At 52.7% G+C, this 23,564-nt stretch carries 19 protein-coding genes; 3 read left to right on the forward strand and 16 right to left on the reverse strand.

Annotated features, from left to right (window positions below; genetic code table 11):
* Positions 1-32 precede the first annotated feature (32 nt).
* From FOT55_RS21655 to FOT55_RS21675, 5 genes are all read right to left on the reverse strand, one after another.
* Positions 33-1,097: a DUF5677 domain-containing protein gene (locus FOT55_RS21655; protein WP_096971476.1), complete on the reverse strand. Its 1,065-nt coding sequence runs from the start codon at positions 1,095-1,097 to the stop codon at positions 33-35.
* Between the two features lie 61 nt (positions 1,098-1,158).
* Positions 1,159-2,577 carry a UvrD-helicase domain-containing protein gene (locus tag FOT55_RS21660; RefSeq protein WP_096971477.1) on the reverse strand — a complete coding sequence of 473 codons (1,419 nt, stop codon included), beginning with the start codon at positions 2,575-2,577 and terminating at the stop codon, positions 1,159-1,161.
* On the reverse strand, positions 2,567-4,303 hold the full coding sequence (locus FOT55_RS21665; protein ID WP_096971478.1) for an ATP-dependent nuclease: 1,737 nt from the start codon (positions 4,301-4,303) through the stop codon (positions 2,567-2,569). The genes FOT55_RS21660 and FOT55_RS21665 overlap by 11 nt, the downstream gene beginning before the upstream one ends.
* A gap of 266 nt (positions 4,304-4,569) precedes the next feature.
* Positions 4,570-6,711 carry a DEAD/DEAH box helicase gene (locus tag FOT55_RS21670; protein WP_096971484.1) on the reverse strand — a complete coding sequence of 714 codons (2,142 nt, stop codon included), beginning with the start codon at positions 6,709-6,711 and terminating at the stop codon, positions 4,570-4,572.
* Positions 6,712-6,811: 100 nt separating this feature from the next.
* Entirely contained in the window at positions 6,812-8,443 is a 1,632-nt protein-coding gene (locus tag FOT55_RS21675) for a HamA C-terminal domain-containing protein (protein WP_227952976.1), read from the reverse strand.
* A 1,042-nt stretch (positions 8,444-9,485) separates the two neighbouring features.
* Here FOT55_RS21675 and FOT55_RS21680 point away from each other — a divergent pair.
* Positions 9,486-11,210, forward strand: a complete 1,725-nt coding sequence (locus FOT55_RS21680; protein ID WP_096971482.1) for a retron Ec67 family RNA-directed DNA polymerase/endonuclease — start codon at positions 9,486-9,488, stop codon at positions 11,208-11,210.
* Positions 11,211-11,578: 368 nt separating this feature from the next.
* Here the strand turns inward: FOT55_RS21680 and FOT55_RS21685 are convergent, their stop codons facing one another.
* Both FOT55_RS21685 and FOT55_RS21695 read right to left on the reverse strand, forming a co-directional pair.
* Complete coding sequence (locus tag FOT55_RS21685) at positions 11,579-12,349, reverse strand: DUF3800 domain-containing protein (protein WP_059199202.1); 771 nt, start codon at positions 12,347-12,349, stop codon at positions 11,579-11,581.
* A gap of 483 nt (positions 12,350-12,832) precedes the next feature.
* Positions 12,833-13,666: an oxidoreductase gene (locus FOT55_RS21695; protein WP_147824226.1), complete on the reverse strand. Its 834-nt coding sequence runs from the start codon at positions 13,664-13,666 to the stop codon at positions 12,833-12,835.
* 105 nt (positions 13,667-13,771) lie between these two features.
* On the opposite strand from FOT55_RS21695, the gene FOT55_RS21700 reads away from it, so the two are divergent.
* Positions 13,772-14,692 carry an AraC family transcriptional regulator gene (locus FOT55_RS21700; RefSeq protein WP_147823996.1) on the forward strand — a complete coding sequence of 307 codons (921 nt, stop codon included), beginning with the start codon at positions 13,772-13,774 and terminating at the stop codon, positions 14,690-14,692.
* A 112-nt stretch (positions 14,693-14,804) separates the two neighbouring features.
* Here the strand turns inward: FOT55_RS21700 and FOT55_RS21705 are convergent, their stop codons facing one another.
* Together FOT55_RS21705 and FOT55_RS21710 are read right to left on the reverse strand one after the other, a co-directional pair.
* Positions 14,805-15,260 carry a hypothetical protein gene (locus FOT55_RS21705; protein WP_147823997.1) on the reverse strand — a complete coding sequence of 152 codons (456 nt, stop codon included), beginning with the start codon at positions 15,258-15,260 and terminating at the stop codon, positions 14,805-14,807.
* Positions 15,261-15,495: 235 nt separating this feature from the next.
* Positions 15,496-16,068, reverse strand: a complete 573-nt coding sequence (locus FOT55_RS21710; RefSeq protein WP_147823998.1) for a hypothetical protein — start codon at positions 16,066-16,068, stop codon at positions 15,496-15,498.
* Between the two features lie 129 nt (positions 16,069-16,197).
* Here FOT55_RS21710 and FOT55_RS21715 point away from each other — a divergent pair, with 129 nt between their 5' ends.
* Entirely contained in the window at positions 16,198-17,088 is an 891-nt protein-coding gene (locus FOT55_RS21715; RefSeq protein ID WP_147823999.1) for a LysR substrate-binding domain-containing protein, read from the forward strand.
* Here FOT55_RS21715 and FOT55_RS21720 read toward each other — a convergent pair.
* The 7 genes from FOT55_RS21720 to FOT55_RS21750 form a co-directional block, all read right to left on the reverse strand.
* Complete coding sequence (locus tag FOT55_RS21720; RefSeq protein ID WP_147824000.1) at positions 17,085-17,813, reverse strand: PA1136 family autoinducer-binding transcriptional regulator; 729 nt, start codon at positions 17,811-17,813, stop codon at positions 17,085-17,087. The genes FOT55_RS21715 and FOT55_RS21720 overlap by 4 nt on opposite strands.
* A complete protein-coding gene (gene hchA, locus FOT55_RS21725) occupies positions 17,810-18,685 on the reverse strand; it encodes a glyoxalase III HchA (protein WP_016927070.1) in 876 nt (291 codons plus the stop codon). The genes FOT55_RS21720 and hchA overlap by 4 nt, the downstream gene beginning before the upstream one ends.
* Before the next feature lie 102 nt (positions 18,686-18,787).
* Positions 18,788-19,555, reverse strand: coding sequence for an ABC transporter ATP-binding protein (locus tag FOT55_RS21730; protein WP_147824001.1), 768 nt, complete (start codon positions 19,553-19,555; stop codon positions 18,788-18,790).
* The gene (locus FOT55_RS21735) at positions 19,542-20,552 is read right to left on the reverse strand and encodes a FecCD family ABC transporter permease (RefSeq protein ID WP_025303467.1); all 1,011 of its coding nucleotides are present in this window, start codon (positions 20,550-20,552) and stop codon (positions 19,542-19,544) included. The genes FOT55_RS21730 and FOT55_RS21735 overlap by 14 nt, the downstream gene beginning before the upstream one ends.
* Positions 20,553-20,594: 42 nt before the next feature.
* On the reverse strand, positions 20,595-21,671 hold the full coding sequence (locus FOT55_RS21740; RefSeq protein ID WP_230201398.1) for an ABC transporter substrate-binding protein: 1,077 nt from the start codon (positions 21,669-21,671) through the stop codon (positions 20,595-20,597).
* A gap of 46 nt (positions 21,672-21,717) precedes the next feature.
* Entirely contained in the window at positions 21,718-22,080 is a 363-nt protein-coding gene (locus FOT55_RS21745; protein ID WP_016927066.1) for a hypothetical protein, read from the reverse strand.
* A 52-nt stretch (positions 22,081-22,132) separates the two neighbouring features.
* Entirely contained in the window at positions 22,133-23,503 is a 1,371-nt protein-coding gene (locus FOT55_RS21750; protein ID WP_147824002.1) for an MFS transporter, read from the reverse strand.
* Between the last annotated feature and the right edge of the window lie 61 nt (positions 23,504-23,564).

Here is a 23,564-nt window from a genome sequence, read left to right on the forward strand (position 1 = left end):
CTTCGTATCTCTGAAATTAAAATTCCTGAATTTTATTCACAGCTATAAGCTTCGCCTTTCTTCATAAGCGCATCTGATGCGGCGACAACTTCCTCTTTCAACCTATCATGCCACAACCAGAGCACGGCGCTATATAGCAGACGTTGATCGTCTGGTGAAACTGAGATTATCGCCTGAGTGGCCTGTATCAAGGACAAGCTGGTGCACTGAATCGGCTCTAACAGCCCTTCATTAGATGGCCCACATAACAAGAGATCTTTATTTGAAAGCGATGTACCGAGCTTGAAGCCAATGCTGTCAATTCCTGCATGAACATACTGGTTGGCAAAGCCGTAGTGCGGTCGCAAGAAGTCCAGCTCGACAAATTCCTCAATATCACTAAAGCGAACCTTAGTTCTGGCACTGAGTTCTTTTCCTAAGGCTTTAGCGGCCCAACCTAATTCATTGCCGAAACCCGCTTCATACTTACCAACGATGTCATTTCTTTCGAGATCAAACCGACTTAAATCTTCTGGGGAGAAAGAAGTAAAACCCAACTCTTCACTATATTTATTATAGCGATTAGCAGCTTTTCGCCTCTGTATGCTCTGAAAATCCGTGAATCTTTTTGCCAGGTCTTCGTCGCCTTCTGCGATAAATATCAATATGGCCGTGGTTTCATGGAGCGTTCTCCAACGGGCCATTGCACCGTCTGCAAAACCACCCTTTAGAAGATGAGATATCTCGCAGGAAACCTGGACAGCACGTGCGTGCAGTCGGGTAGTTATGTTCAGTTTTGCGGACCTTTCTCCAGAACCAGTGCGATACTCACTGTTTACCTCATTACTGATTTCAGTACAGCCATAAATTAATGCATCCAGCCGCTTTAAAGGGGACTCCCATGTTGTAAATAGTCTTCCTCTAAATGCATCTACATTTTCGTAATGGTCCTTTAATACCTCCCCTTTGGCCTCATCCAAATACTCGAACATTTTCAACGCAACCAAATGCTCTATGTCTTCAGAATGAGTATCTAACCACTCAGCCATCTCTGCGGGAGACATATTGCCGCTACCAGCCACATCCTGTATCTGAGAAAGTACTTTTTTGTATAACAAGTTCAGTTCCTTAGAGAGGGTCAGCACTCCGTCGACGTAGTAAGGGGGCTTTACGTCGACACTAGCGGGGCATCAATACGGGAGTAAACGTGCAGACAACCAGCTTCTTCGATCCGCGAGTGAAGGCTACGTAGAGATGTCGGGCATCCATCTCCTCAGGGGCGGTTATAACGGCCACTTCCGCCTCGAGTCCCTTCAGCAACAGAGTACTACCAATGGCACGTCGCGCAAGGGGCCGGCTCTCGTGTCGGTTTCGTTCGCGCTCCCGCACCGTGGCCTCGGCAAAGCTGCAACTGCCTCCCGCAGCTATTTGCATCGCGCGTAGACAGCAATACAACACATCCGGACGATAGACTCGGGCATTGTGTTGCCTGGTCAACGCGCTTAGAGCCTCAATGGCCAAGGGAAAGCTTGGGGCATTAGTGAAAGCGAGCAGTGCGGCTTCTGCCTCAGTAGCTGGATTGTGTGCAGTCCCCCTGCGTAAACTCACCAGTCGGCGTTGCAAGGCAGCTACTCCGACCTGCGTCATAACCTCCGCGGCAAACTCCACTAGACGAGCCAGTGCGTCGGCAGCCTGCAGGTTGAATGTCGTTCCAAACAACGTTAGGTCGGCGAGGTCGACGGGCTCTACTGCAGTAGCCCCCGGTGTCTGACTGGCCATTTGCCGACGGCTACGAGGATTACGGCTATCGCCAATCACCAGTACGTCGCCCTCCCGCGTAACAGCCTGTGTTAACGCAGCGGTGAGCCGCTGCTGAATGGCAGTAGCCGGCTGCAACTCGATCCAAACGACTTCCGGCGGGGCCTGGCGTAAATCAATGCCACCTCCTGCTAGGAGTATTCGCCGACACTCCAGAAGCCACTGACCAAATTCGGGCTTGCCTGCGTTCGTCCAACGCCAGGGCTGATTCAACTCGCCGATAGCAGGAAAATGGGGAATCACGTGGGTATCCCAGTCCACCAGTTGATTACCGCGAAAGCCGAAGATAGCTTGCATCGGGTCGCCAAGAACGCAGGTGGGAAGTACCACGGAAAGTGCTGTAACTAGATCATGTTGCACTAAATTGCAGTCCTGGTACTCATCGACAATCAGATGGGCATAGCTTGCTGTGAGGACTTCATTGAGGTGCCCGCTTTGGAGTAAATGCCTAGCAGCCATGCGTATTGCTGGGTAGTCGGCTCCGGGATTCCGGAGCAGGAGGACTGCAGCGGCAATAGCACTTCGCTGCGGAAACATCGCTACCAGCCGCATGGAAAAACCATCAATTGTGGCAATGTGGTAAGCCGAAGCGGGAACTCCGGCTTTTTGCATGCGCAGACGCAGCGTTGTGACACCCGCATTGGTATGAGTGAGGATGAGTACCGGCGTTGTTCCGGTATGCCGGGTCAGCGCATCGGCGATAAGTTGCGTCTTGCCACACCCCGCAGGGGCCGTGATCGCGCCACGGCGAAAAGCAAATAAATCGCACTCAGACGGCATGGGCCCACCTGTAAAGTCGATCAATAAGTGCGTAAAACACAGCGTCTGTGGCTGGCATGTGCGGCCCCAAAATATCTCGTGCAATATCCTCATATTTGGTGACTGATTTAAACCAGCCGTTTCGACGATTACGTGCGGCCATTCCCAGCAACTGCCGCGTCTCAATAGGATACGGAATGCCGATCAATTCTCGCTGTTGCCGGATGTGGGCGAGTGTCAGTTGACCGTTTGACTGTGCCTGAATATGCGCAGCCACAAGCTCTTCGTCCATAAGGTCGATTGCCCGCTGAAGTAGGGCATCGACGCCGGTATCCGGCAGGCTCAGAAACAGCTCGTCCTCCAAAGCACGTCCGTTTCGCCAGGTGATGTACTCTCCACCTGCATCCATGTATGCCTGTACGGTCGCCGCAGTGGGCGGCTTATCCGCATCAACCATGACCAGCACCCGGTAGCCAAGCCGACGCAATGCAAGCCCACGAACAAAACACCGGTCAGGCTCTCCGCCGCCTACATTCACATATGCAGTCCCTGCAGCCAGCATTGACTGTCCGTTTATGTTCGTCCAGAAATGGTCCAGGCCACGAATTAGACCGACTTCACTGGCACCCTCGCAGACTATGACGCTACGAGCGAGAAACGCTTCCGGATCAGCCCTGACGGTGCTTTGAATATCATCAGCGACACCTACCTGGAGAACCTGATGTGCACCATCCGGAGACTTGCGTACCACGAAGAGCTGATTGCCGTTAAGCTCGCGGACAGCGACCGGGGAATGGGTGGTTAGAAATACCTGGAGGGGTGGGGAATTTTCCTTCGCACCAAGGGAATTCAACAATCGGGTAAGGCGATGCGGTTCCAGTCCGTACTCTACTTCGTCGACCAGAGCGACAGATGCCTGCTGTGCTGCTGAACGCTGCATTCCTGCGACCAGTAGACGAGATGAGCCTGTTCCCAGTGAGCGCAAGGGCACTCCTGTAGCATCGTGTAGCGCAATGGCTCCGTCGCCGATCGATACAGCGTGCGCGTCCAGCAATGCCTGGGTGCCGCCACCCACTGGCACGCCAAGTTCATTGGCTTTCTGGTTCACGATTTGCAGTGTTGCGGCCAGCTGTACACCAGCCTGACCGCCGAAACCGTTTCGGGCCTGGCGTGCCGCATTGGCCAATTCAGCGCCAAGATTTGGTCGTTCTGCGGTCAGTCGATTGAGTACCGAACCGCGTGTCCATGACAGGTTGGAACTAGCATAAGTCCCGAGCCGGGCTGGGGCTAACAGTAACCGATCCTTCCAGGCAATATTGCGCTCCTGCCCTTGTGCCTGAGCGCGCTGTGATACTAGCGACCAGACAGGCTCTAGCTCGCTATCCACCGTCAAACGTAAGCAAAGAACCGTTTCTAGGCCCTGTTCAGGTTCTTCGGTGACCAACCCGTTTGCACGGTTGAAGGCCTGTAAATAATTTCCGTACGAATCCAAACGCATCAGAGCATCGGGCAACGAACCGAGCGTCAGCGTGATGCTGATGGGCTGGGTGACATCGAGCCCATAAAAATCAGTATCGGCGAAACTGATATTGCGGCGGGCACCAAGGCAAAGGTCAATCGCATCGAGAATAGTGGTCTTGCCGCTGTCTCCCGGGCCAATCAGGCAGTTGAGGCCTGGTGAAGGTTGCCAATTCAATAAGCGGATAGTTCGGAAATTCTGGAGCTCGATTTTGCAAATTCTAACCACGGACCTTCCCCATAATTATTGTTTGTCTTATCTGCAGCGTGATCGCAAAAACAGCCACCAAGAAGATATATCGCGAAGAAATATATTACGCTCTCGATTAGTGACCCTACCCCAAAATCCTACTCCATTCAGAAACAGAATTCCGGCATGATAAACACTCCCTGAACAGACGTAGCGCCCCTTACTCCGTAACCGTGAAATGGGTTGAGGAAGTAATAACGTACCGTCCATATAGCTATTTAGGGTGCTGCCAACAGCCAAGCACGCTACATTTCGGACACAGCCCAACACATTAAGCTTTTCTCAAAGCCAGTCAGTTGAAGGTACTCTACTCTGGGAGCCAGGGCCCTAAGTTTCGCCAGCAGGTCGTTCAGATGTTCCGATGGCAAGATGAGGTTCTTGATCTGGGTCGAGATCTGAGTGGGAATTCCGTATTCGTCCAACGCGGTGAGTAGCGGGTCGAGGAACATATTTTCAAGCTGCTCAGCAAAGAAGCTGAAATCGCCCGGTTCGATCCCTTTTTTGGCCAGCACGTCGGCCTGAATGTTATTTACGGCCATGATGTCCCGAGGCAATCGGAAACACACCATATTTCTGATGAATTTCAGGCGAAGGTTGATCGCTTCGCTGGGTGTGTGTTCCTGTCGTCGATTCTCCACCGCATCTTTTAGGTAAGCCGGCAGGTTTTTCTGAGTTCGGAGCTCATTGATGTGCCACATCAATTGCGAACTGGACGATATCCCATAGTCCATCAGGTTACCGCCCTCCAAACTGTAGACCAGCTCACATAGATAATTGAGCTGGTTCGGCTCAGGGATACCTTTCCAGTCCAGAAGTTTGCTGCTGGGCAGTAGGTCACGAATGATCGTTTCTGCTACCTCGACTTGCCGCTCAATCGGAACGTGCCGGTTCTCTATCAGGGTTGTCGGCGACAGTATCGGGTTTGCGTATGCATCTTGGAGCCGACCACGTGAAATATCAGTAAGGTATTCGTTATCCAGTTGCATGAGGAGTCCCAATGGGGAGTTTTCATCCTGATGACCGATGGGGTATTCGACTGTTAGGCCCTGCTCAAGGGGAGGCGCTTCGAGCATGAAGACTTTTCCAATGAAGTACTTATTCATGCGGCCTGCGCGACCGGAAATATTCTTGTAGGTGAAGTAGTCGAATGTTGAATTCTTCAGGCGGCGGTCATAAATGATCACGTTCTCTGCCGATGTGTTGACGCCTTCGATCATCGTAGATGTACAGATGATTCGCTTGATGATGCCCTCGTTGAACAACTTGACGATGTACTGCTGCAATGCACGTGGCACTCCTCCATGGTGAATCCCGATACCCAGAGATATTGCCTTAGCAACGTTCCATTCAGGGTGGTAGTGTTTAGATATCCAAGCGGCTATTTCCTGAGTCTCTGGTACTGGCGTCAGCCCAGCTTCCTTAATCAAATACTCGGCAACTCTATTCGCACTAGGTGGTGCCTGACAGTAGATTAAAGTAGGCGAGTCTAGAGTTGTGACCAACTCTAGCAATTTTTCCTTTCGCTCTTCGGATCGCATCTCCAGATTGAAATTCTGAATGTCGACCGCGACAGTGCTGTAGTCGGATGGGATGAAGTGGTACTCATAGTCATCCAGACCAGAGATCTTCTGAATGTGAGGCCCGAGCATGTAGAACTGAGCACCAGTCTTTGCGAGCTTATGAAAAGCCAAGCTCAGGTCAACAGCGCGTGTGCTTTCGTCTGTGGCGTTCCCCAGGTCCATTTTGTAGAACTCGTCCAAGACGAAGAACTCCACATCAGCAAGATCAGGACGCTGGAGGACACGCTCCTGGGTGAGCAGGTAGACGTTGGTTGTCTCGATCACGGATTCCTGGCTCGGATGCGTGATCAGGTTGAAGTCCTTAAAGCGTTTGACCAGGCGACGGCGGGTTTCGTCGATCAACGCAATGGTCGGAACTATCACCACCACCTTTTTGAATCGTCGCTGTGCCAGCACAGCGTCAATAACTAGACTTTTTCCGACGCTTGTAGAAGCACTGAGTACTACGTTTCGGCCTTGCATGATCAAGCTGAAAACATGGGCCTGCAGATGATGAAACACCATGCCCTGTTCTACTCCCTCGACCCTGTGCGCTTCGTAAGCCAAGCGGTCAGAAATCGCCATGCTGCTGAGGTGAGGAGTGATATAGGGGAATAGTCCAACAGCTCGTACCATGTTTAGCAGGAGCGACTGTTCGACAGAGTCAAAAAGCTTAAATTTGTCGAGTGCTCGGATCACCAAATCACGGCCCTCCCACTCTGAATTGCTTCTATTGACGATGGTGTTGATGGCGAGCAACACATCGACCGTCGATATGCTCTCTTCACCGAGTTTCGCCAAGATGTTCTTGATTTTTTCGTAGTTCATAGCCGCTTCGTTCCCTGAGACATCCGCAGCAGAGTGATCTGCTCGGGATATCTTCGTCTTCGTATACCTTCTGCTCCGTAATCCGGAGAGCATGTATCAGTTATGCCTGTAATTCTTCCAGCTTTTCACAGCGAGCGTTGAAAGCATTTGTCAGATGTTCAATGCTTTCCATAGGCACCAAGAAGATGAGCACCTTCACTTGTTTGATGTTCTCCGGCAGTTCCGAGGTGAACGTGCTGAAGTGGGTTTCGATCTCTATCTTGAGGTTGTCTACGTAATCAGCGAGCCAGCCTGATGAAAGCGCTGCACTGTCGTAGGTCAACAAGATGGGGAAGCAGAGAATATTCAGCATGTCATCGACAGGAGAATTCCGATGCAGAGCTTGGTTGAAGGAATCTGCTTTTGGCTGGTGATGTAAAGGTTCGCGTAGAGAAATAATGATTTCGCGCTCTGCCGACAGCACGGTTTCTGAGATAGTTTCGTCAAGAATTTCTCGAATTTGCTCTAGCGTCGTATCCATGTCATTTGCTTTGATCAAGCGGGCAAGACCTAGCCACAATTGGTCATCCTGATCAGGCATCTGAACGATGTGAGCATTGCCAAATTCTGAAAGCTTGTCAGCAGATTTGTAGAAGACTTTGCACGCAACGGGCTCGCTGTTTTGGCGGCTGCGCAGGATGGAATGGAGAATTAATTCTGCAATGAGCCTATCACGCGGAAGCTCACTGTCGCTGAAGGTACTGATTGACCTAGCCAGGATCGTTTCGGCGTTATGCGCAAGGATGTTTACGATTTCACTGGCCTTTAGGGAAAACTCGGGTAACCATTCGATGAGATGCTTTGCGTAATTTTCATGCCGCCATTTCTTAAGCGCGTAGCGCACGTCAAAACCAGAAAATGAGTGCAACAAGCCCTCTTTAGGGTTGGCGTGAAACTCGACCAAGAACGGATCCGGACGCTTTTTATATGGTTTGGATGTGGCCGTTGATTTGTCATCAGCCTCGTCTAATAACTTCCTAAGGTGAGCGAGCGTCGGATCTCGAAGGATGATCTTAGATGCTGCAGCTGTCTTCACGCTAGCCGTGGCCGCTTTGTCAGCAATCTCTAAAAATTCTTCGTAAATTGCCTTTAGTTGCGTGAAATTGGGGCGATTTCCAAGCCCCTCCGCAAGCTGGGACAAAGCTTTTATATTGACGGCCTCCAGCGCCTCGACATCACCGTACACCTGCCAGACAAAGTTTTCCGCCCAGTACAAGAAGTCCCGTTTTTGAGGTGAGACAATCGTTTTAAACTTCTTGCGCAGTGCAACGCCTCGGGTCGTTGTTATGTCAGGCAGAACCCGCTTATCTATCTCTTTCTTGAATCCTTCAAGAATTTTTGCGACATCGCGCTTGGTCACGATTCGGAAGCGGGCAATACCTGGGCGTACGTCGCATTTCAGCGATTTATGCAGCAGCGAAGAATTAGCTTTGGTTCCGTCTAACGCTGTTATCTCTTTCAAGTTCCATTTGCCATCACTTTCGGTTGTTTTGACCTGAATGTATTCATTTAGTATCTGGCCGGCGCATTGGAATACCGCCACGATGTCATCCGCTGTCTCGCATTCCACTTGGTAGTAGTTGCTGTCTCGGAGCATCTTGAAGATGAAACTGACAGCTACGTGATCTTGATACTTGAAGCCTTGCCTTGCCGCAGGTCCACCTGCATCGGATAGACTAATAATACTCATCATGACATCCTTGCATTGCGAGAAGATTTGCAGAAATCGGACATCAGCTCAGCCAATCAAGACAATACATACGAAACCTGCTAATACTACAGCACTATTACTAATAGCAGTTATTGGCAGGCCATCTGCAATATTTATTGTCACTTTATGCTGCTCTCAATAGTCCAGGGTAAAAGCAATATTTCGATTGAATCACCCCATAGTCGTGAACACAAGTTGACTGCTTTTGGCTGAAAGCAGTCATTTATACAAATGGATAATAGACGAAATAAACCATTGCGTCTCAGCTTTGCAAATTGCGCTGCTCCAGGTTCGCTGTCTGCTCATCCCTAACAGGATTGGCTATCGCCATACTTCTGCATAACTGACGCCAACCGACCGGCTTCCAGATCCAGGTTTGCGCGCTTGCGCTTGTCGTGAAGCTCAGCACGCAGGGACGACCTTTGACATGTCCAGCCGTCTTTCCTGACGCCATCACCTTATCCATGACTGTAACCCGTGGCTGCGTGTCATCAAGGCACGCCAGGCCGTGTCCTCAATTGTGTTTGGGCCGCAACAATCTGCCGCTTTTATCATCACTCAAACCACTATTCACATTCACGATCTTCCTGCTGTTCCTGGGTTCTTTGACTCTCCATCATAAGCATTAACTTCTCGTGGATTTTTTTTGCACCATTTGAAATGTCGTACCGATCGTGTTCAATGAGTTCACTGAAAGCGTTAGCCCGGGACTTCCATATGTTTGCAAGGTTGCCACTCCATCTTGTGGGACTCGTTAACTCTGCAAAAGACTCAAGTACCAAGGAACGTTCAGGTGCCGTCTCCAGGAATTTGACAGCATTCATTTAATGGCTAATCATGTTGAAAACATACGGAATGTGTGGAATATTTGAGACCGGTGTGCAGGCAGAATTTTGAATTGTGTTTCGCAATTCTTGATTTCAAGGGCTCAAGCTCTCGCTGCTATGATTCTCATAGCAGGATTTGCTGGGAATACTGTAAAAGTGCGTAAGAGTGCCTGCACACCGCTATTCAAGGAGCAGTGATGACTACTCGCCTAGAAAAATTAAAAGCATGTAATTCCAAACCAGATTTCGCACGACTTTTAGGAATTGACCCGGTTTTTATGACCCGTGTCATATATATAAGAAATACTGACAATCTATATTCACAGTTCGCTATTAAAAAAAAGAATGGTTCTGATAGAATCATATCAGCCCCAGACTCTGAGCTCAAAGAAATACAAAGCAAGCTTTCCGATTTACTACAAGACTGTTTAAATAACTTCCGAGAAAATTTAAAAGAAGATAATCATTTCTCTCATGGATTTGAGCGTAACCGCAGCATTATTACAAATGCAGAAAAGCATAAGTCAAAGAAGTGGGTTCTTAATATAGATCTTTGTAATTTCTTTGATGAATTTAATTTTGGAAGGGTTAGGGGTTACTTTCTAAAAAATAATAACTTTTCTCTCAACACAGAGCTTTCCACATTAATAGCCAAAATCGCATGTCATCAGGATAAGTTACCCCAAGGTAGCCCCTGCTCCCCCGTAATAACCAACTTAATTCTAGTTTCTTTAGACAGGCGGCTAAGTAATTTATGTAATAGCGTTGGCTGCACATACACACGATATGCTGATGATATAACAATCTCAACTAATAAAAAAGAGTTTCCTAAGGGAATTATCAGAGACCATGATGAGAAATCCATTACCTTAAATAACAAATTTCTTAACGAAATAACATCTTCAGGCTTCAAAATTAATCATAACAAATTAAGACTTCTCGACAAAAAAATCCGCCAAGAGGTTACAGGATTAACTGTCAATCGGTTTGTGAATGTAGATAGAAGATATGCAAAAACAGTTCGCGCAATGGCACATAGTCTATTTAAAAAAGGGGAGTACACATTAATAGACAAAAAAACACGCAAAGAAAGAGTTGGTAATATCAATGAGTTAGGTGGCATGCTGAGCTTTATTGATTTCGTAGATAAATATAACAACAGATTACCGCACTCGATCAAATCCTCACATAACAATCGTGAAAAAGTATATTCGGATTTTCTTTATTATTCTGCTTTTTGGGCAAATACAAAACCAACAATCTTGACTGAGGGAAAAACAGATATTACTTACCTCAGGGTAGCTTTGGATGCGGTATCAGAAAAGCATCCCAATCTAATTGGGAATAAAAATCCGGGCAATAAAACAGTACGAGATTATGGGATTAAGTTCTTCAAAAACACATCTAAAACAAAATATCTTTTAAACTTAGACGGAGGAGCTCCACACCTCAAAGACTTCATTGTTGGCTTTGAAAAAAAGACAGAGGCGTTTAAAGTAATCGCCAATCAAAAGCCTGTGATTGTTATTTTAGACAATGATTCAGGCAGCGCTGGTGCTAATGGAATCTTCCAAATTTTAATTGGAAAATCTTTCCCTAACATTACTCTTACAAGAGATGAACTAAGAAATCAGAAGTGGACGTGGGTTACAAGAAACTTATATATAATTTTCACCCCTCTTAATGGTTTAAAAGATAGTTCTATGGAAGATCTTTTCCACAGTTCAGTATTACAAACAACGCTTGGTGGTAAAGTATTTAACCGAACTAATACCAAATGCAAGGATAATGAATATGGCAAAGAATTCTTTGCTACAGGTGTTGTGTTAAAAAAGCGTAAAACAATCGACTTTTCAAATTTTAATTACATCTTTGAATCGATTTCAGAAATTATTGAACATAATAATTCCAGAAAAAAATAATTAAAGTTAATATTAAGCAATATTCATTAGATTGCTAATTATAATAATCAATAGTTTCTGATTGAAGCAAATGAAACTTAGAGTGCAAACACTCAAGAATCACCTGGCGGCGATGGTGGGCGACAACTTTTGACAACTCACTCCCTTCAGCAACTGACTGCCCTGCTCTCGATTGATTAACACATACGATCTCAGCAATATCCGCTCCTGGCACGGAGTAGACAAATTAACAGGCTACAGGTCAGGGAACTAAGGTTGACCGCCCTGTTCAGGTGGCCAAATTCAGCTAGCTACTAGAAGAATCAATTGATACCTATCCTTTCAATCTGGCAGGTCTATGCATAAACAATCAATTTTTTAAGCCAAGGTTAGGACAGCTCTTCCCGTTTAACCAACGGAACACTATAATCAGGTCGGATACTCTTTGAACCAGGCATAGCTCGCATCTCTTGCGGGAAGTGCCAGATATTAAAATCCTTGTTCGGGAATGTATCGTAGTAGAACATATCCCAGCCAAGCAGAGCAGCCATGCGTTCAAAGGCTAGCTCTTTAGCCACTGATAGTTCCAGTCGAGGATTAAGGTACTTCAAGTACCCAGAGTTCACAGCCCCGGTCAGGATGTCTACAACCTGTAATCCAAGATGATGTTTAGAGTCGTGCATCGTGACAGACTTAACCAACTTCTTCATCCCTGCCCTAGCCAGCATGTTGTTAGCAACAATACCCGTAACTTCATCGTTCTTTTTGTACTTATCAATCTTCTGGTCGATGATGACCTCAATGTCACTCTTAATCTGCTTAGCAACGTTCTTAACGAGCATTGTGTACGTCTGGTAGAAAGCCAGCTCCCTGTCCGTCAGCCAGTTGTTGTAAATGTTCTTCACTACAACAATCGAGTGGAAGCAGCACGAGTTCTTGAGCACCATAGCCAGCAGCTCAATGCAGATGTTTGCCTGCCCTGCGCTGTTCTTTATCTTAGACCACTTCAACTCACCGACAATACCGTACTTATCTTTCAGCTTCTGGACACGCTCATTGAAGATGTGCAACGTGTCTTTACGCACACACAGCAAACCAATGCCATAACAGCGGTCACTCCCTGTCGTACCACTCTCATCACCAAAAGCCACGTATTCCATAAAATACCCACTTAAAATTGAATGAATATTTTATGCTCAACCCAAGCGACAGACAATGTCTTATAGGTCTACCAGAAGTATTATGGAACGTACCCCTTCGATTAAGGATAGCGTTGCATCGACCCATTGAAATCACAGCACTGAGCAGACTTTCATAGCTCTTTGGACAAATCTTGCTTCGAGCCGATTTTTTGATGCTCGTTCTAGCTATCCTCCTTTTCAGAGAGCATCGTAGAACGATTAACACATAAAGCGAAGCGTTTAAACTTGCTTTAGGTAACCAGCAACTATTGGTGGTCATTTTGGTGGTCTTGACAGCATCACAATTCAGGTTTAGTCTATTTATTAGCCAGTTACTGGCAAAGGCGATCCCAGTCAGAGGAGCCATATTTAGAGAAGCCCGCTCAGGGAAACCTGAGCGGGCTTTTTGCTGTTGGGCGGTTATACTCAATTATCCCCTGCGCTCTCTCTACCCGACACCGTTCAGCCATCCGTTGAACGGGTGAGTTTCTCCCATTGTTCAATTTCCTTACCTAGCGCCTCGAGCTTTTGCCGCACCAAACTTAATGCGTCACTGCCTAACAACAGATGCGTGGGCGGGTTCCCGCTCTCGATCAATGCCAGCATGGCGTGAGCCGCCTTAATCGGATCGCCGAGTTGCTTACCGCTTTTTTCCTGGCGCGCCTGACGAACAGGTTCAAATAGCGCGTCATAGTCAGGGACACGGCGAGGGCTGCGTACCATTGAACGCCCGGCCCAGTCCGTTCGAAACGAGCCGGGCGCCACGGCGGTCACGTGTAGGTTGAACGGGGCAAGCTCTTTACTTAACGTTTCTGATATCCCTTCCAGTGCAAATTTGCTGCCGCAGTAATAGCTGATACCGGGCAAGGTAATGAAACTGCCCATTGAGGTGATATTGATAATGTGGCCCCGACGGCGCTGGCGCATGCCCGGTAGCACAGCTTTGATCATCGCCACCGCGCCAAACACATTGACGTCAAACTGGCGGCGCAGCTCTGCAAGCGGGGATTCTTCCAGAATGCCTTCATGGCCGTAACCGGCATTGTTCACCAGCACATCTATCGGACCAATGGCAGACTCTATCTCTCCAACCACCTCATCAATACGTTCAACGTCCGTGACATCAAGCAGATAGCCAAAAGCCCGCTGCGTATCGAGCGCACCGAAAGCCTGCAGTGCTTCGCTGTTGCGCACCGTCCCTACAACCCGATGCCCCACGGCGAGGGCTTCTCGCGCCAGCGCCTGACCAAAGCCACTGCTGACGCCGGTAATTAAAATCGTTTTTGCAGATGCCATAAAAAGAACTCCCATGAACCATGAAGGTTGCATGGTATTCTCTTCCCTGCCGTATTTTTAGGCCGTATTTTCTCTTTTTCTTGCCTGATTTTATGAGGTGGTGGGATGTCCGACATGATTGCCCTGATGAATAGACTTGCGGTGCAAGAGGGATACAACCTCACTGCCCTACCTGATGTGCGAATTTTGCGTTCCGATCGCCCGCTTGCCAGAACGCCGGTGCTTTACGATCCGGGGATCGTGATCGTCTGCCAGGGCAGCAAACACGGCTATTTCGGTCAACAGACCTATTTATATGATGAGCAGCACTACCTGGCGGTTTCGGTGCCGGTGCCGTTTGTGATGGAAACCGACGCGTCGGCAGCACATCCGCTGCTGGCGATTTATATACATCTGGATTTTCAGCTTGCCGCGGAACTGATGTTGCAGATTGAACAGCATGGCGCCCCACATCCTCCCGTCGCGCCGCAAAGCATGATGTCGAGCCCCATGGACAGCGCGGTAAAAATGGCCGTACTTCGCTTACTTGAAGTCCTGGCTAACCCGCTTGAGGCGGCGATCCTCGGCCCGGCGCGGGTGCGTGAGCTTTATTTTCGCGTGCTGACAGGCGCACAGGGCAACGCAATGCGTGCCGCGCTGGCCTTGCAGGGCCAGTTTGGCAAAATCGGTAAAGCGTTGCAGCACATCCACGCCACTTACGCGGAGCCGTTAACGCTGACGCAGCTGGCGATGATGGCCGGCATGAGCGTGCCGACCTTTCATAGCCATTTCAAAGCAATAACGCAGATGCCGCCGATGCAGTATGTGAAATCGGTACGCCTGCACCAGGCACGGATGCTGATGGTGCGCCAACAAATCACCGCCGCCGCCGCGAGTTACGCCGTTGGCTATGAAAGCCCATCGCAATTTAATCGCGAATTCAAGCGTCTGTTTGGCCTGCCACCGGCAGAGGAGATAAAACGCATGCAGCGTCACTTCGCCATTCCGCCCGCGCAGCCTGCGTCGGTATTTGTTTCATCGCACTGAGGCTTATTTGGTATGGCAAAACGATAGTTCGCTTCTGGCGCCAGGCGGACCAGCACTTGGAGAGAAAATCCGCTATGAGCGAGGAGTGGAACTTCAGCTGATTTTTATACAGTTATTTTTCGAGTCGTTTTAGTTCTTTTACAGATGAGTGAACCTGGCTCCGACCATAAACAACCGAAGAGTAACAGCGACCAGTGTCATCAATTATCTGACAACGGCACTGAAAAGGCTCACCTGCGGTTGAGCATTTATTCAACTGCTCGTGTTTAGCATTAACGTTAAAATCGAGCGTAATACTAGCTTCACTGACCCAAATATCAGGAATTTGTTGCTTTCTTAACAAATGTCCAAGCATGCCTACATAGTGGAGTTCAACATAATGTCTCAGATTAAAGTGCGGTAAGCTTTTAGGGGGAGTAAGGAAAAAATCTATCGTAGTGAGTTTGTTATTGATAGCCAATAACTTTAACTGACCAATAGCCCAGTATCCTTTAAAATCGTTGTTACGGCTCACAAAGCTCTCATTAAGAGCATTAGCTATGCCCTGCAATTCAATTCGGCGTGCCATTCCCCCCCCAATTGCTTGGTAAAAATTATGGCAGCAACTGTAAGCTCTACTGATACCTCGTGCCAATCTTTAATGTGCTTTTCGTGATTCTGAACTGCCGCTAAGTAATCAATATGCTTGGTTTTTACGGTGTCCGCTCCTGGCACAAAACTGCCCCGGCGGATCACCTACTCAACAATCTCCACAAGCACCAAAAGGCCCGCCCCCAGGCAGGCCTTTATCCCTCCGCAATGTCTCAGGCCCCATCCCGCTCCGCAACCCGCGCCATCAATGCCCCCAGCAACGCCAGGTCGACCAGCAATGCCAGCGCGAAACAGATCCCTCTCACGCCCGGTGCGGCATAGGTTTGCACCAGCGAAGCGGCAATCACTACGGCCACGATAGTCACCACCGTCGTCAGCCTGCACGCCACGGCGAACGCCGCTTTCTCCCCCACTGCCGTGCGGTAGGCGACGCCCTGCCCCAGACCGCCGAGGACGATGCCCGCCAGCAGGGCCGGCCAATCATGGCCGCCTAACAGCATCAGCAGCGTCAATAGCCACCCCACCGCTGCCAGTAAAAAGCCGTAGCGGAGAATCGCCAGCGCAGGCCGGTTCCGCAGCGGCCGTAGACGGGCCAGTGCGGCGCCGCCGAGAAACGCCAGCGCCAATGCCGTTAGCAGCATCAGGGTCGCGCCGATGCCCAGTAGATTTTCGGTCTTCAGCAGCAAGGCGCCTGCCGCGGCCGGCACGCTGAGCGCCAGGGCGCTCGCCGCCGCTCCCGTGTGTGCCATGGCGCCCAGGGCACCGTTGTTGATATAAAGGCTCATCGTTCACTCCCGACATGATGGAAATGATGAAATAAATTCATTTCCCTGTTCACAGGTTAGTAGCCTATCTCTTATATAATCGGTCAGACAAACTCATAGTTTTCAGCCTTAGATGAGAATAACTCAGCCATGAGAAAACCCCGTTTGCCGCCGCTGGGCGCGCTGCGCGCCTTCCACGCCGTGGCCGGCTGTCGCAGCTTTAAACATGCCGCCGAAGCGCTGGGCGTCAGCGCGACGGCGGTCAGCCATCAGATCAAGCTGCTGGAATCGGTGCTGGAATGCCGGGTGTGCGAGCGCAGCGCGCAGGGCGTCAGCCTGACCGAGACCGGCGAGATCCTGTATGCCGGCACCCAGCGCGCCTTCGCCGCACTGGAGCAGTCCGTCGCCCAAATCACCCGCGCCCAGCAGCCGCCGGCGCTGACCGTCACCACCACCTCCAATTTTCTCACCCACTGGCTGGTGCCGCGCCTGGCCGATTTCAAGGCGGAGTTTCCCGCCATCGATCTGCGCCTGCACACCAGCGTCGAGCGGGTCGATCTCAGCCAGCGCACCGTGGACGTCGCCATCCGCTACCGCGAAACACCGGAAAGCGATCTGCACTGCACCTTGCTGCATGAGGATCGTTTTATCGTGGTGGCCAGCCCGACGCTTGCGCTGGAGCGCATCGAAGATTTGCAGCGGGTGACGCTGTTTCACGTGGAACATCGGCAGGTGCCCGCCGACGCGCCGACCTGGGAAAACTGGCGACGGCGCTACGGGCCGGAAGGGTTGAATGTGGAAGCAGGGCTGACCTTCAGCGACGAAACCCATGCGCTGCAGGCGGCGGTGGCGGGCCAGGGGGTGGTGATCGCCAGCCGGCTGCTGGCGCGCGATTTGTTGCAGCGCGGCGTGCTGGCCGCGCCGTTCGAGATGGCGTTACCCGGCGCCAACTACTATCTGATGGCCACCGAAGAAACTGCGCAGCGCCCCGATATCATGGCGCTGCGCGAGTGGTTGCTGCGGCAAATGGCGGCGGGCTAACGGCGCTCGGGGGCGATCTCCCCCAGGCGGATCGCCACGCTGATCGCCTGCGCGGTGGTGGCGGCGCCAAGGCGTTGGCGAATGCGGCGCAGGTGGTTTTCCACCGTGCGTTCAGACAGGCCGAGCATCGCGGCGATATCCGCCTGCCGCCGGCCAATGGCGGTCCAGCTAAGCACCTCGCGCTCGCGCGCCGACAGCCGGCTCCCCCCCTCACCGGCTGCCGGTTCGAACAGCCGCCGCGCCGCCAGAAAGGCCGCCGAACCCACGAGCGACAGCGCCAGCCGCACCGGCGGCGAGGTGTCGATGCGCTCGCCCCCCAGGCTGACGGCGCCCTCCAGGCCGGCGGGGCCGAACACCGGGATCTGCACGCCGTGCAGACCGGCTCCGCGCGGCGTGCGCACAATCCGGTAACGCTCGCCCTGCCGCGCCCAGGTCTTGGTCCAGAAGAACGGCTCGCTAGCCCGCAGCATGTGCCGGGTCACCGGGCAGTGCCGCACGTAGGTCAGCGCATCGACCGCCTCCCCCTCGCCGAACCAGTCGCCTTCGACCCAATAGATATGCTCGATCCCCGCCTCCGCCGTGGCGGAAGCGGAAAACAGCACAAAGCGATCGAAGCCGAACGGCGCGGCGAAGGCGCAAACCCGCCCCTGAATGGCGGACAGGGTTCGCTCGTGGTCCATCGCCAGCGCCGTCTGGAAAGCGCGCTGCGCGATCTCGTCGCTCATCGCGTGGCGACGTCGGCCAGCAGCGTCTCTGCCGCCAGTTTGCCGAGGTTGTTGGAAGCCAGCGGGCTGTCGCCGGTCAGCAGGCGCCGATCTTTATGCACCTTGCCGGTGATGTCGGCGTTGACGATCTTCACGCCCCGCTCGCGCAGGCGTTCGCCCACCAGCCAGGGCATCGGACCGGGAATATAGCCGATGTCGATGTTGGCGCCGGTATCGAGCGAGTCCGGGAACACGCACATCTCATAGCCACGATAGAGGAAATCCTCTTTGTTCTCGCCGATGCCCGCCGCCAGCAAACCGGCCGGCCCGTGGCACAGCGAAATCACGTAGCGATCGTTGTCATGCGCCCAGTGCAGGGTCTTTTTCACCTCTTCGCTGAACGGGATATCATTGAGCACGCCGTGGCCGCCGGGAATGAAAACGCCGAGGTAGTTGCCGCCATCCAGATCCTTCACCACTTCCGTCAACTTTTTCGGCTGCTTGAGTTGGCTGCGGTACTTCTCGTAGGTGGCCTTGACCGCTTCATCTTCATGCGGGAACGCCCACATCTCCAGCTTCACCGGATCGCCGGACGGCGTGGCGATGTCGATCTCGAAACCGGCGAGATCCAGGTGATACATCGGCAGCAGCATCTCGACCGGATGGTTGCCGGTGGAGAAGAACTTGCCGTTTTGCATCAGCAGGTAACGCTCCTGCGAGGCGATCATCAGCACCTTCCACTTGCCGCCGCGATAGGCGTTCGGGTAGCTGGCACCCGTGAAGTCGGTTTTGGACGAGGTGTACTGGCTGAGGGAGTAAGGCGATGGGAAGAATGCGTTGTCTTCCGCCACATCCGGGGTGGGATTACGATCGTTGGATACTGAATCAGTCATGATTATCTCCATATTCACCGTTGCATTTCTCTTTCAGCTTAAATAACCGCCGGCGGGGCCGCAATGAGGGATATCCCTCAATCACCCTCGCGCTGGCGGCGCTCAAGCGGGGTGCGGTAGCGCGACAATGAACGTTTCTTCGCTGACGCCGGCATATTCGTACCGGCACTTTCTCACCGGTACCTGGAAGTAACGCTCCAGGATATCCTCTTGCAGCAAGGCGTTTTTATCGCCAAACATGCACTGTCGCTTATTCATCAGCAGGCACTTGTCGGAGATGCGATCGGCATAATGCAGAAAATGCGTATTCAGCACGATCGTCATCTGCCGCTCTTTGGCGAGGCGCCAGAGCATCTCGATCATTTTAGCCTGATTGTAAAAATCCAGATTCGATTCCGGTTCGTCGAGGATCATGACGTCGGGATCCGCCGCCAGCGCCTTGGCGAAATAACACATCTGCAGTTCTCCACCGCTGATCTGGTTGATATTTTTCTGCGCCAGCGGCGCGATCTCCAGCGCGTGTAACACCGCCTGCGCCTTGGCGACATCTTGCCGCCGCGGCCTGGCGAACCACCCCGCCTGGCGAGCACAGCCTAAAGTGACAAAATCGAGCACCCCATAAGCGAAATGCGGCGTTTTCGCCTGCGGCACATAGGCCAACCGGGCGGGCCGATTGTCGATGCGGCCGATCTGGCACACGCCAGACAGGGGCCGGCACAGGCCCGCGATGTGTCTCAGCAACGTGGTTTTACCGGCGCCGTTCGGCCCGAGCACGCTGAGGATCTCGCCCCGCGCCAGATGAAAACTGACGTTGTCGAGAAGGGGTTCTCGCCCCTTGAAACCCAGGGTCAGCTGGTTAACTGTGATCATGTTTGCTGCTCATAACAAAAAGGAGAGCGAAAAGCGGCGCGCCGATCAGCGCGGTCAGGATGCCGATCGGGATTTCAGCATAGGTGGCCCCTCTGGCTATATTGTCGATCGCCAGCAAAAACAGCGCCCCGCTCAGCGCCGAAGCGGGGATCAGGCGGCCGTGGTTATACCCCAACACGCTTCTCACCAAATGCGGGATCACCAAGCCGACCCACCCCACCACGCCGGCCAAGCTCACCGAGGCGGAAACCAGCAAAGAGGCGGCGATCAGCAACAGGATCTTCAGCCGAGGCGGATTCAGGCCGGCGATGCGCGCCTCGTCGTCTCCCAGCGAGAGAATGTTCATGTTCCACCTGAGCCGGTAGATAGTCAGGTAACACGCCGCAAACAGCGGGATCAGCCAATAAACCTGCGCTTTCGCTACCGAAGCGAAGCTGCCCATCAGCCAGAAGACGATCGCCGGCAAGGTATCCTGCGGATCGGCGACATATTTTATGACCGAGACAAACGCGATAAACAGCGACGCGATAATCATGCCGGACAAAATCGTGGTGAGTGCATCCTGCCGGCGTTTGAGGCGGCAGATGCCCAGCACCAGCAGCAAGCTCACCACGCCGAAAAGAAACGACAGTAGGGAACTCAGGGCAAAAGGCAAACTCAACAAAATGCCCAGCGCCGCGCCAAAGGCGGAGGCGGAAGAGGTGCCCAGCACGTCCGGGCTGGCCAGCGCGTTTTTCAGCACCGCCTGAAAGGTCGCACCGGCGACCGCCAACCCACCGCCCACCAGCATCACCGCCACCACCCGCGGCGCGCGCAGGTTAAAAATCACCGAGTAGCGGGCCTGGTTTTCCCCCGGCATGTTCCCCTGCCATAAAATCTGCACCACATCATGGGCCGACAAGGCGTAGCGGCCGGCAAACAGCGATGCGAAGGCGACCACACAGAGCGAAATAAACAATCCCGCCATGATCGCCACATATTTTCCTCTGCCCGGCATCCCCAAGCTCCTCCAACGAACTCACGCTATTCAACCGTGGCACTAGCGTTGCGCCAGCACCTCATCCAGCAACCGGTCCGGGATCGCATAAGAGAACATCGTCTGATAATAGCGACGCGTCTCCTCCCGCAGCGTTTTGTCGCTAATGTCTTCAGGGGCATACCGGTTGATCATAAACAGCGGCAGCAGTGACGTTTCCGCCGACAGGCCCCCCCAGTTGTGAATGCCCACCGGCGTCGAGAAAACCTTGCCGTTTTTCACCGCCCTGAGCGTCTCCCACGCCTGGCCGGGGATCCCCCCGTGCAGCAGCGCTTTGGCGCTGCCGAACACCACGAAAATCACATCCGGGTCCCAGGCCATGATTTGCTCCATCGAAACGTTGATGTACCTGCCGGCATCCCCCTTCACCGGCAAATCCCCGGCGACGTTGTCCATGCCGGCCATTTTCAGATAGGTGTCGCCGTAGGTGTGTGGGCCGCTCACCTTCAGCTGCCTGCCGTCGCTTTCTTCCAGATATAACGCCCTGACGTGCTGCGCGCGGATGGCGGCGGCATAGGGGCGGATCTGCTTCAGGGTCTTTTCCCAGGCGTCTTTGAATTTATGCGTGCGCGGCAGGCCGAGGGTGTCGGCGAAGGTATTTTCCCAATACACCTGGGTGACCATCGGCTGGTATTTGGTCTTCCCGCCGGCGTCCAGATCGACGGTCATCACGCCCGCCCTTTCCAGCCGATCGTCCTGGCTTTTGCCGTAGTAATAAATGATGTCGGGCCGCAGATTCATTAACGACTCCATGTTGACCCGATAGTCTTTATTGATGAAATCGGACGTGATCCTGCCGATATCCGGCTTCATGTCCTTCAACACATGCCTATCGGCATGCATGAACGCCCAGGGCCCCACGCCGACGACGTGCCGATAGGCCGCCTCGTTCGCCAGGATCACGCCGAAGGGGCAGTTGCCGGTGATGACGATCCGCGGGTAGCTGCCGGGCAGCGTTTGCGTCGCCACGCTTTGCAACGGCTCGACCGCCGCCGGCAGGCTGGCGCCGGCGCAAGGCACCGTCGGCAAGGCAAATAGGGCCAGCAGCGCGGTGGCGATAAATTTCACTGTTACGCACATGGTGCCTCCTGCGCGCACGCTCGGCGGCGCGCGTCGATGGGCTGTATTAGGCCGACGCGGCGATGCCTGCTGCCATAATGGTTATCCCGGCCACAAAGACGATTGCCGTGGTGGCTACCGCGCCGCCGCCAACCAACGCGGCGGTTTTTCCCGTGGAAAGGTCTTTTCGTTGCAGGAAAGAAAGCTCTGCCAGGGGAATGATTTTTCCGCTGTCGGCGACGATGTCTTTAGGTTCCACCTTCGCCACCTTCAGCTCGCCGCCGCTGCCGTCCTTCAGGCCATATTTCAACTGGTCGCCGACATAGACCGGCGGCTGCAGCAGGTAATACGGGCTATTGAGCCCCGCCTCTTTTTGTTGCAACGCCACGTCGTGGTAGGTCGTGCAACCGGCAAGGGAAAACGCCGCCATCCCGATAACCAACGGCACTAATGGGATAAATCGCATGGGAAACCTCGTGCTTCTATTTGCTGGTTTTTAACGTAACGGCGGACTTGAAGCGCATATAGCTCACGACCAGAGAAAGGAACGAGAATGCCGCCCCCGCCATTAAACTGATATTCGTCGCTTGCGCGCCGCGCATATTGAAGAAAATCGCCACTAACGCCGAACCGACGATTTGCCCGATCAACCGGGAGCTGCCCAACAGGCCGCTGGCGATGCTGCTGTTTTCGTGCGAGACCGAGGTCATGATCAGCAGGTTGTTCGGTGATTGAAACAGGCCGAAACCGATGCCGCACAGCGCCACACGCCATACGATCGCCCCATTCGACGGATCGCTCGGCAAATTGGCCATCAGCAGCATGCCTGCCAGCAGACAGGCGAGGCCCGAGAGGGCAACAAGATTGGGATCGTATTTCTTGGCCAAATCGCCGGAAATTAGCGAAGACGCCATGGTGGCCAGCGGCCAGGCGGTCAGCAGCAGACCGATGTCCACCACGTTTCTTTGCAGGACATTGTGGAAATAGAAAGGCAGCGATACAAAAGCCAAAAGCTGGGTGCTGTAAGACAGCATCGACATCAGCAAAGACAATGACAGCGTCGGGTTATGCAGCATCGCGATCGGGATCAGCGCGGCGTTGGCCTTTCTTTTCTGATTGATGTACAGCCACCCGGCCAGCCCGGCGAATACCGCAAAGCTGAGCGCCGCCGCCGGCAGATGGTGGGTGGTCATGCTCATCGTGCTGAGCGAGAAAGCGATAAACAGCACAAACACCAACAGAGCCCCCCCGCTGTCGAATCCAACGCTGCGCCGCTCGCGGGGGGCCAGGAAGATCAGGCTCAGCAGCAGCGACAGGCAGGCGATGGGAACATTGATGGTAAACAGCCAGTTCCAGCTCGTCTGAGAAAGTATCGCCGAGGCGATGGACGGCCCGGCGGCGGCGGAAACCGACACCACCATCACATTGATCCCCAGGCCGCGCCCCAGCAGCCTTTCCGGGTATATCTCCTTGATTAGCGCCGCATTGACGCTGAGCACCGCCGCCGCACCGAAGCCCTGTATCACCCTGAATGCCGTCAGCATCGACAGCGTCGTGGACAGCGCGCAGTCCAAGGATGAAAAAGCGAACAGCACCACCCCGGCTATAAAGATCTTTTTATTGCCCACCGCGCGGCCCAGCGCCGCGAAGGGCATCAAAGAGGCGACAACGGCAAACTGGTAGGCATTAATAATCATGATGGAGGCCGATTCGGAAACGCCGAAATCTTTGGCGATCACCGGCAATGCCACGTTGGCGATGGTACTGTCGAGCATGGCGATGACCGTGCTTAACGAGACCGCGAGAACGGCGAATATATTTAGTGTCTCTTTTTCCTGGTGTTTAAAAGTCATGTTAACGCTCCAAAAACGTGAGTAGCTTCATGCCGGCGGCAAAGACCCCGCTTTTTATCCG

Origin of the sequence: Serratia bockelmannii (genome assembly GCF_008011855.1) — a bacterium.
Lineage (GTDB): Bacteria > Pseudomonadota > Gammaproteobacteria > Enterobacterales > Enterobacteriaceae > Serratia > Serratia bockelmannii.

What these genes read in the sequence shown, in the direction of transcription:
- FOT55_RS21660 (WP_096971477.1), bottom strand. Translation starts at nt 2,577, where the DNA reads ATGCCGTCTGAGTGCGATTTATTTGCTTTTCGCCGTGGCGCGATCACG.
- FOT55_RS21670 (WP_096971484.1), bottom strand. Translation starts at nt 6,711, where the DNA reads ATGAACTACGAAAAAATCAAGAACATCTTGGCGAAACTCGGTGAAGAG.
- FOT55_RS21675 (WP_227952976.1), bottom strand. Translation starts at nt 8,443, where the DNA reads ATGATGAGTATTATTAGTCTATCCGATGCAGGTGGACCTGCGGCAAGG.
- FOT55_RS21680 (WP_096971482.1), top strand. Translation starts at nt 9,486, where the DNA reads ATGACTACTCGCCTAGAAAAATTAAAAGCATGTAATTCCAAACCAGAT.
- FOT55_RS21685 (WP_059199202.1), bottom strand. Translation starts at nt 12,349, where the DNA reads ATGGAATACGTGGCTTTTGGTGATGAGAGTGGTACGACAGGGAGTGAC.
- FOT55_RS21695 (WP_147824226.1), bottom strand. Translation starts at nt 13,666, where the DNA reads ATGGCATCTGCAAAAACGATTTTAATTACCGGCGTCAGCAGTGGCTTT.
- FOT55_RS21700 (WP_147823996.1), top strand. Translation starts at nt 13,772, where the DNA reads ATGTCCGACATGATTGCCCTGATGAATAGACTTGCGGTGCAAGAGGGA.
- FOT55_RS21705 (WP_147823997.1), bottom strand. Translation starts at nt 15,260, where the DNA reads ATGGCACGCCGAATTGAATTGCAGGGCATAGCTAATGCTCTTAATGAG.
- FOT55_RS21710 (WP_147823998.1), bottom strand. Translation starts at nt 16,068, where the DNA reads ATGAGCCTTTATATCAACAACGGTGCCCTGGGCGCCATGGCACACACG.
- FOT55_RS21715 (WP_147823999.1), top strand. Translation starts at nt 16,198, where the DNA reads ATGAGAAAACCCCGTTTGCCGCCGCTGGGCGCGCTGCGCGCCTTCCAC.
- FOT55_RS21720 (WP_147824000.1), bottom strand. Translation starts at nt 17,813, where the DNA reads ATGAGCGACGAGATCGCGCAGCGCGCTTTCCAGACGGCGCTGGCGATG.
- hchA (WP_016927070.1), bottom strand. Translation starts at nt 18,685, where the DNA reads ATGACTGATTCAGTATCCAACGATCGTAATCCCACCCCGGATGTGGCG.
- FOT55_RS21730 (WP_147824001.1), bottom strand. Translation starts at nt 19,555, where the DNA reads ATGATCACAGTTAACCAGCTGACCCTGGGTTTCAAGGGGCGAGAACCC.
- FOT55_RS21735 (WP_025303467.1), bottom strand. Translation starts at nt 20,552, where the DNA reads ATGCCGGGCAGAGGAAAATATGTGGCGATCATGGCGGGATTGTTTATT.
- FOT55_RS21740 (WP_230201398.1), bottom strand. Translation starts at nt 21,671, where the DNA reads ATGTGCGTAACAGTGAAATTTATCGCCACCGCGCTGCTGGCCCTATTT.
- FOT55_RS21745 (WP_016927066.1), bottom strand. Translation starts at nt 22,080, where the DNA reads ATGGCGGCGTTTTCCCTTGCCGGTTGCACGACCTACCACGACGTGGCG.
- FOT55_RS21750 (WP_147824002.1), bottom strand. Translation starts at nt 23,503, where the DNA reads ATGACTTTTAAACACCAGGAAAAAGAGACACTAAATATATTCGCCGTT.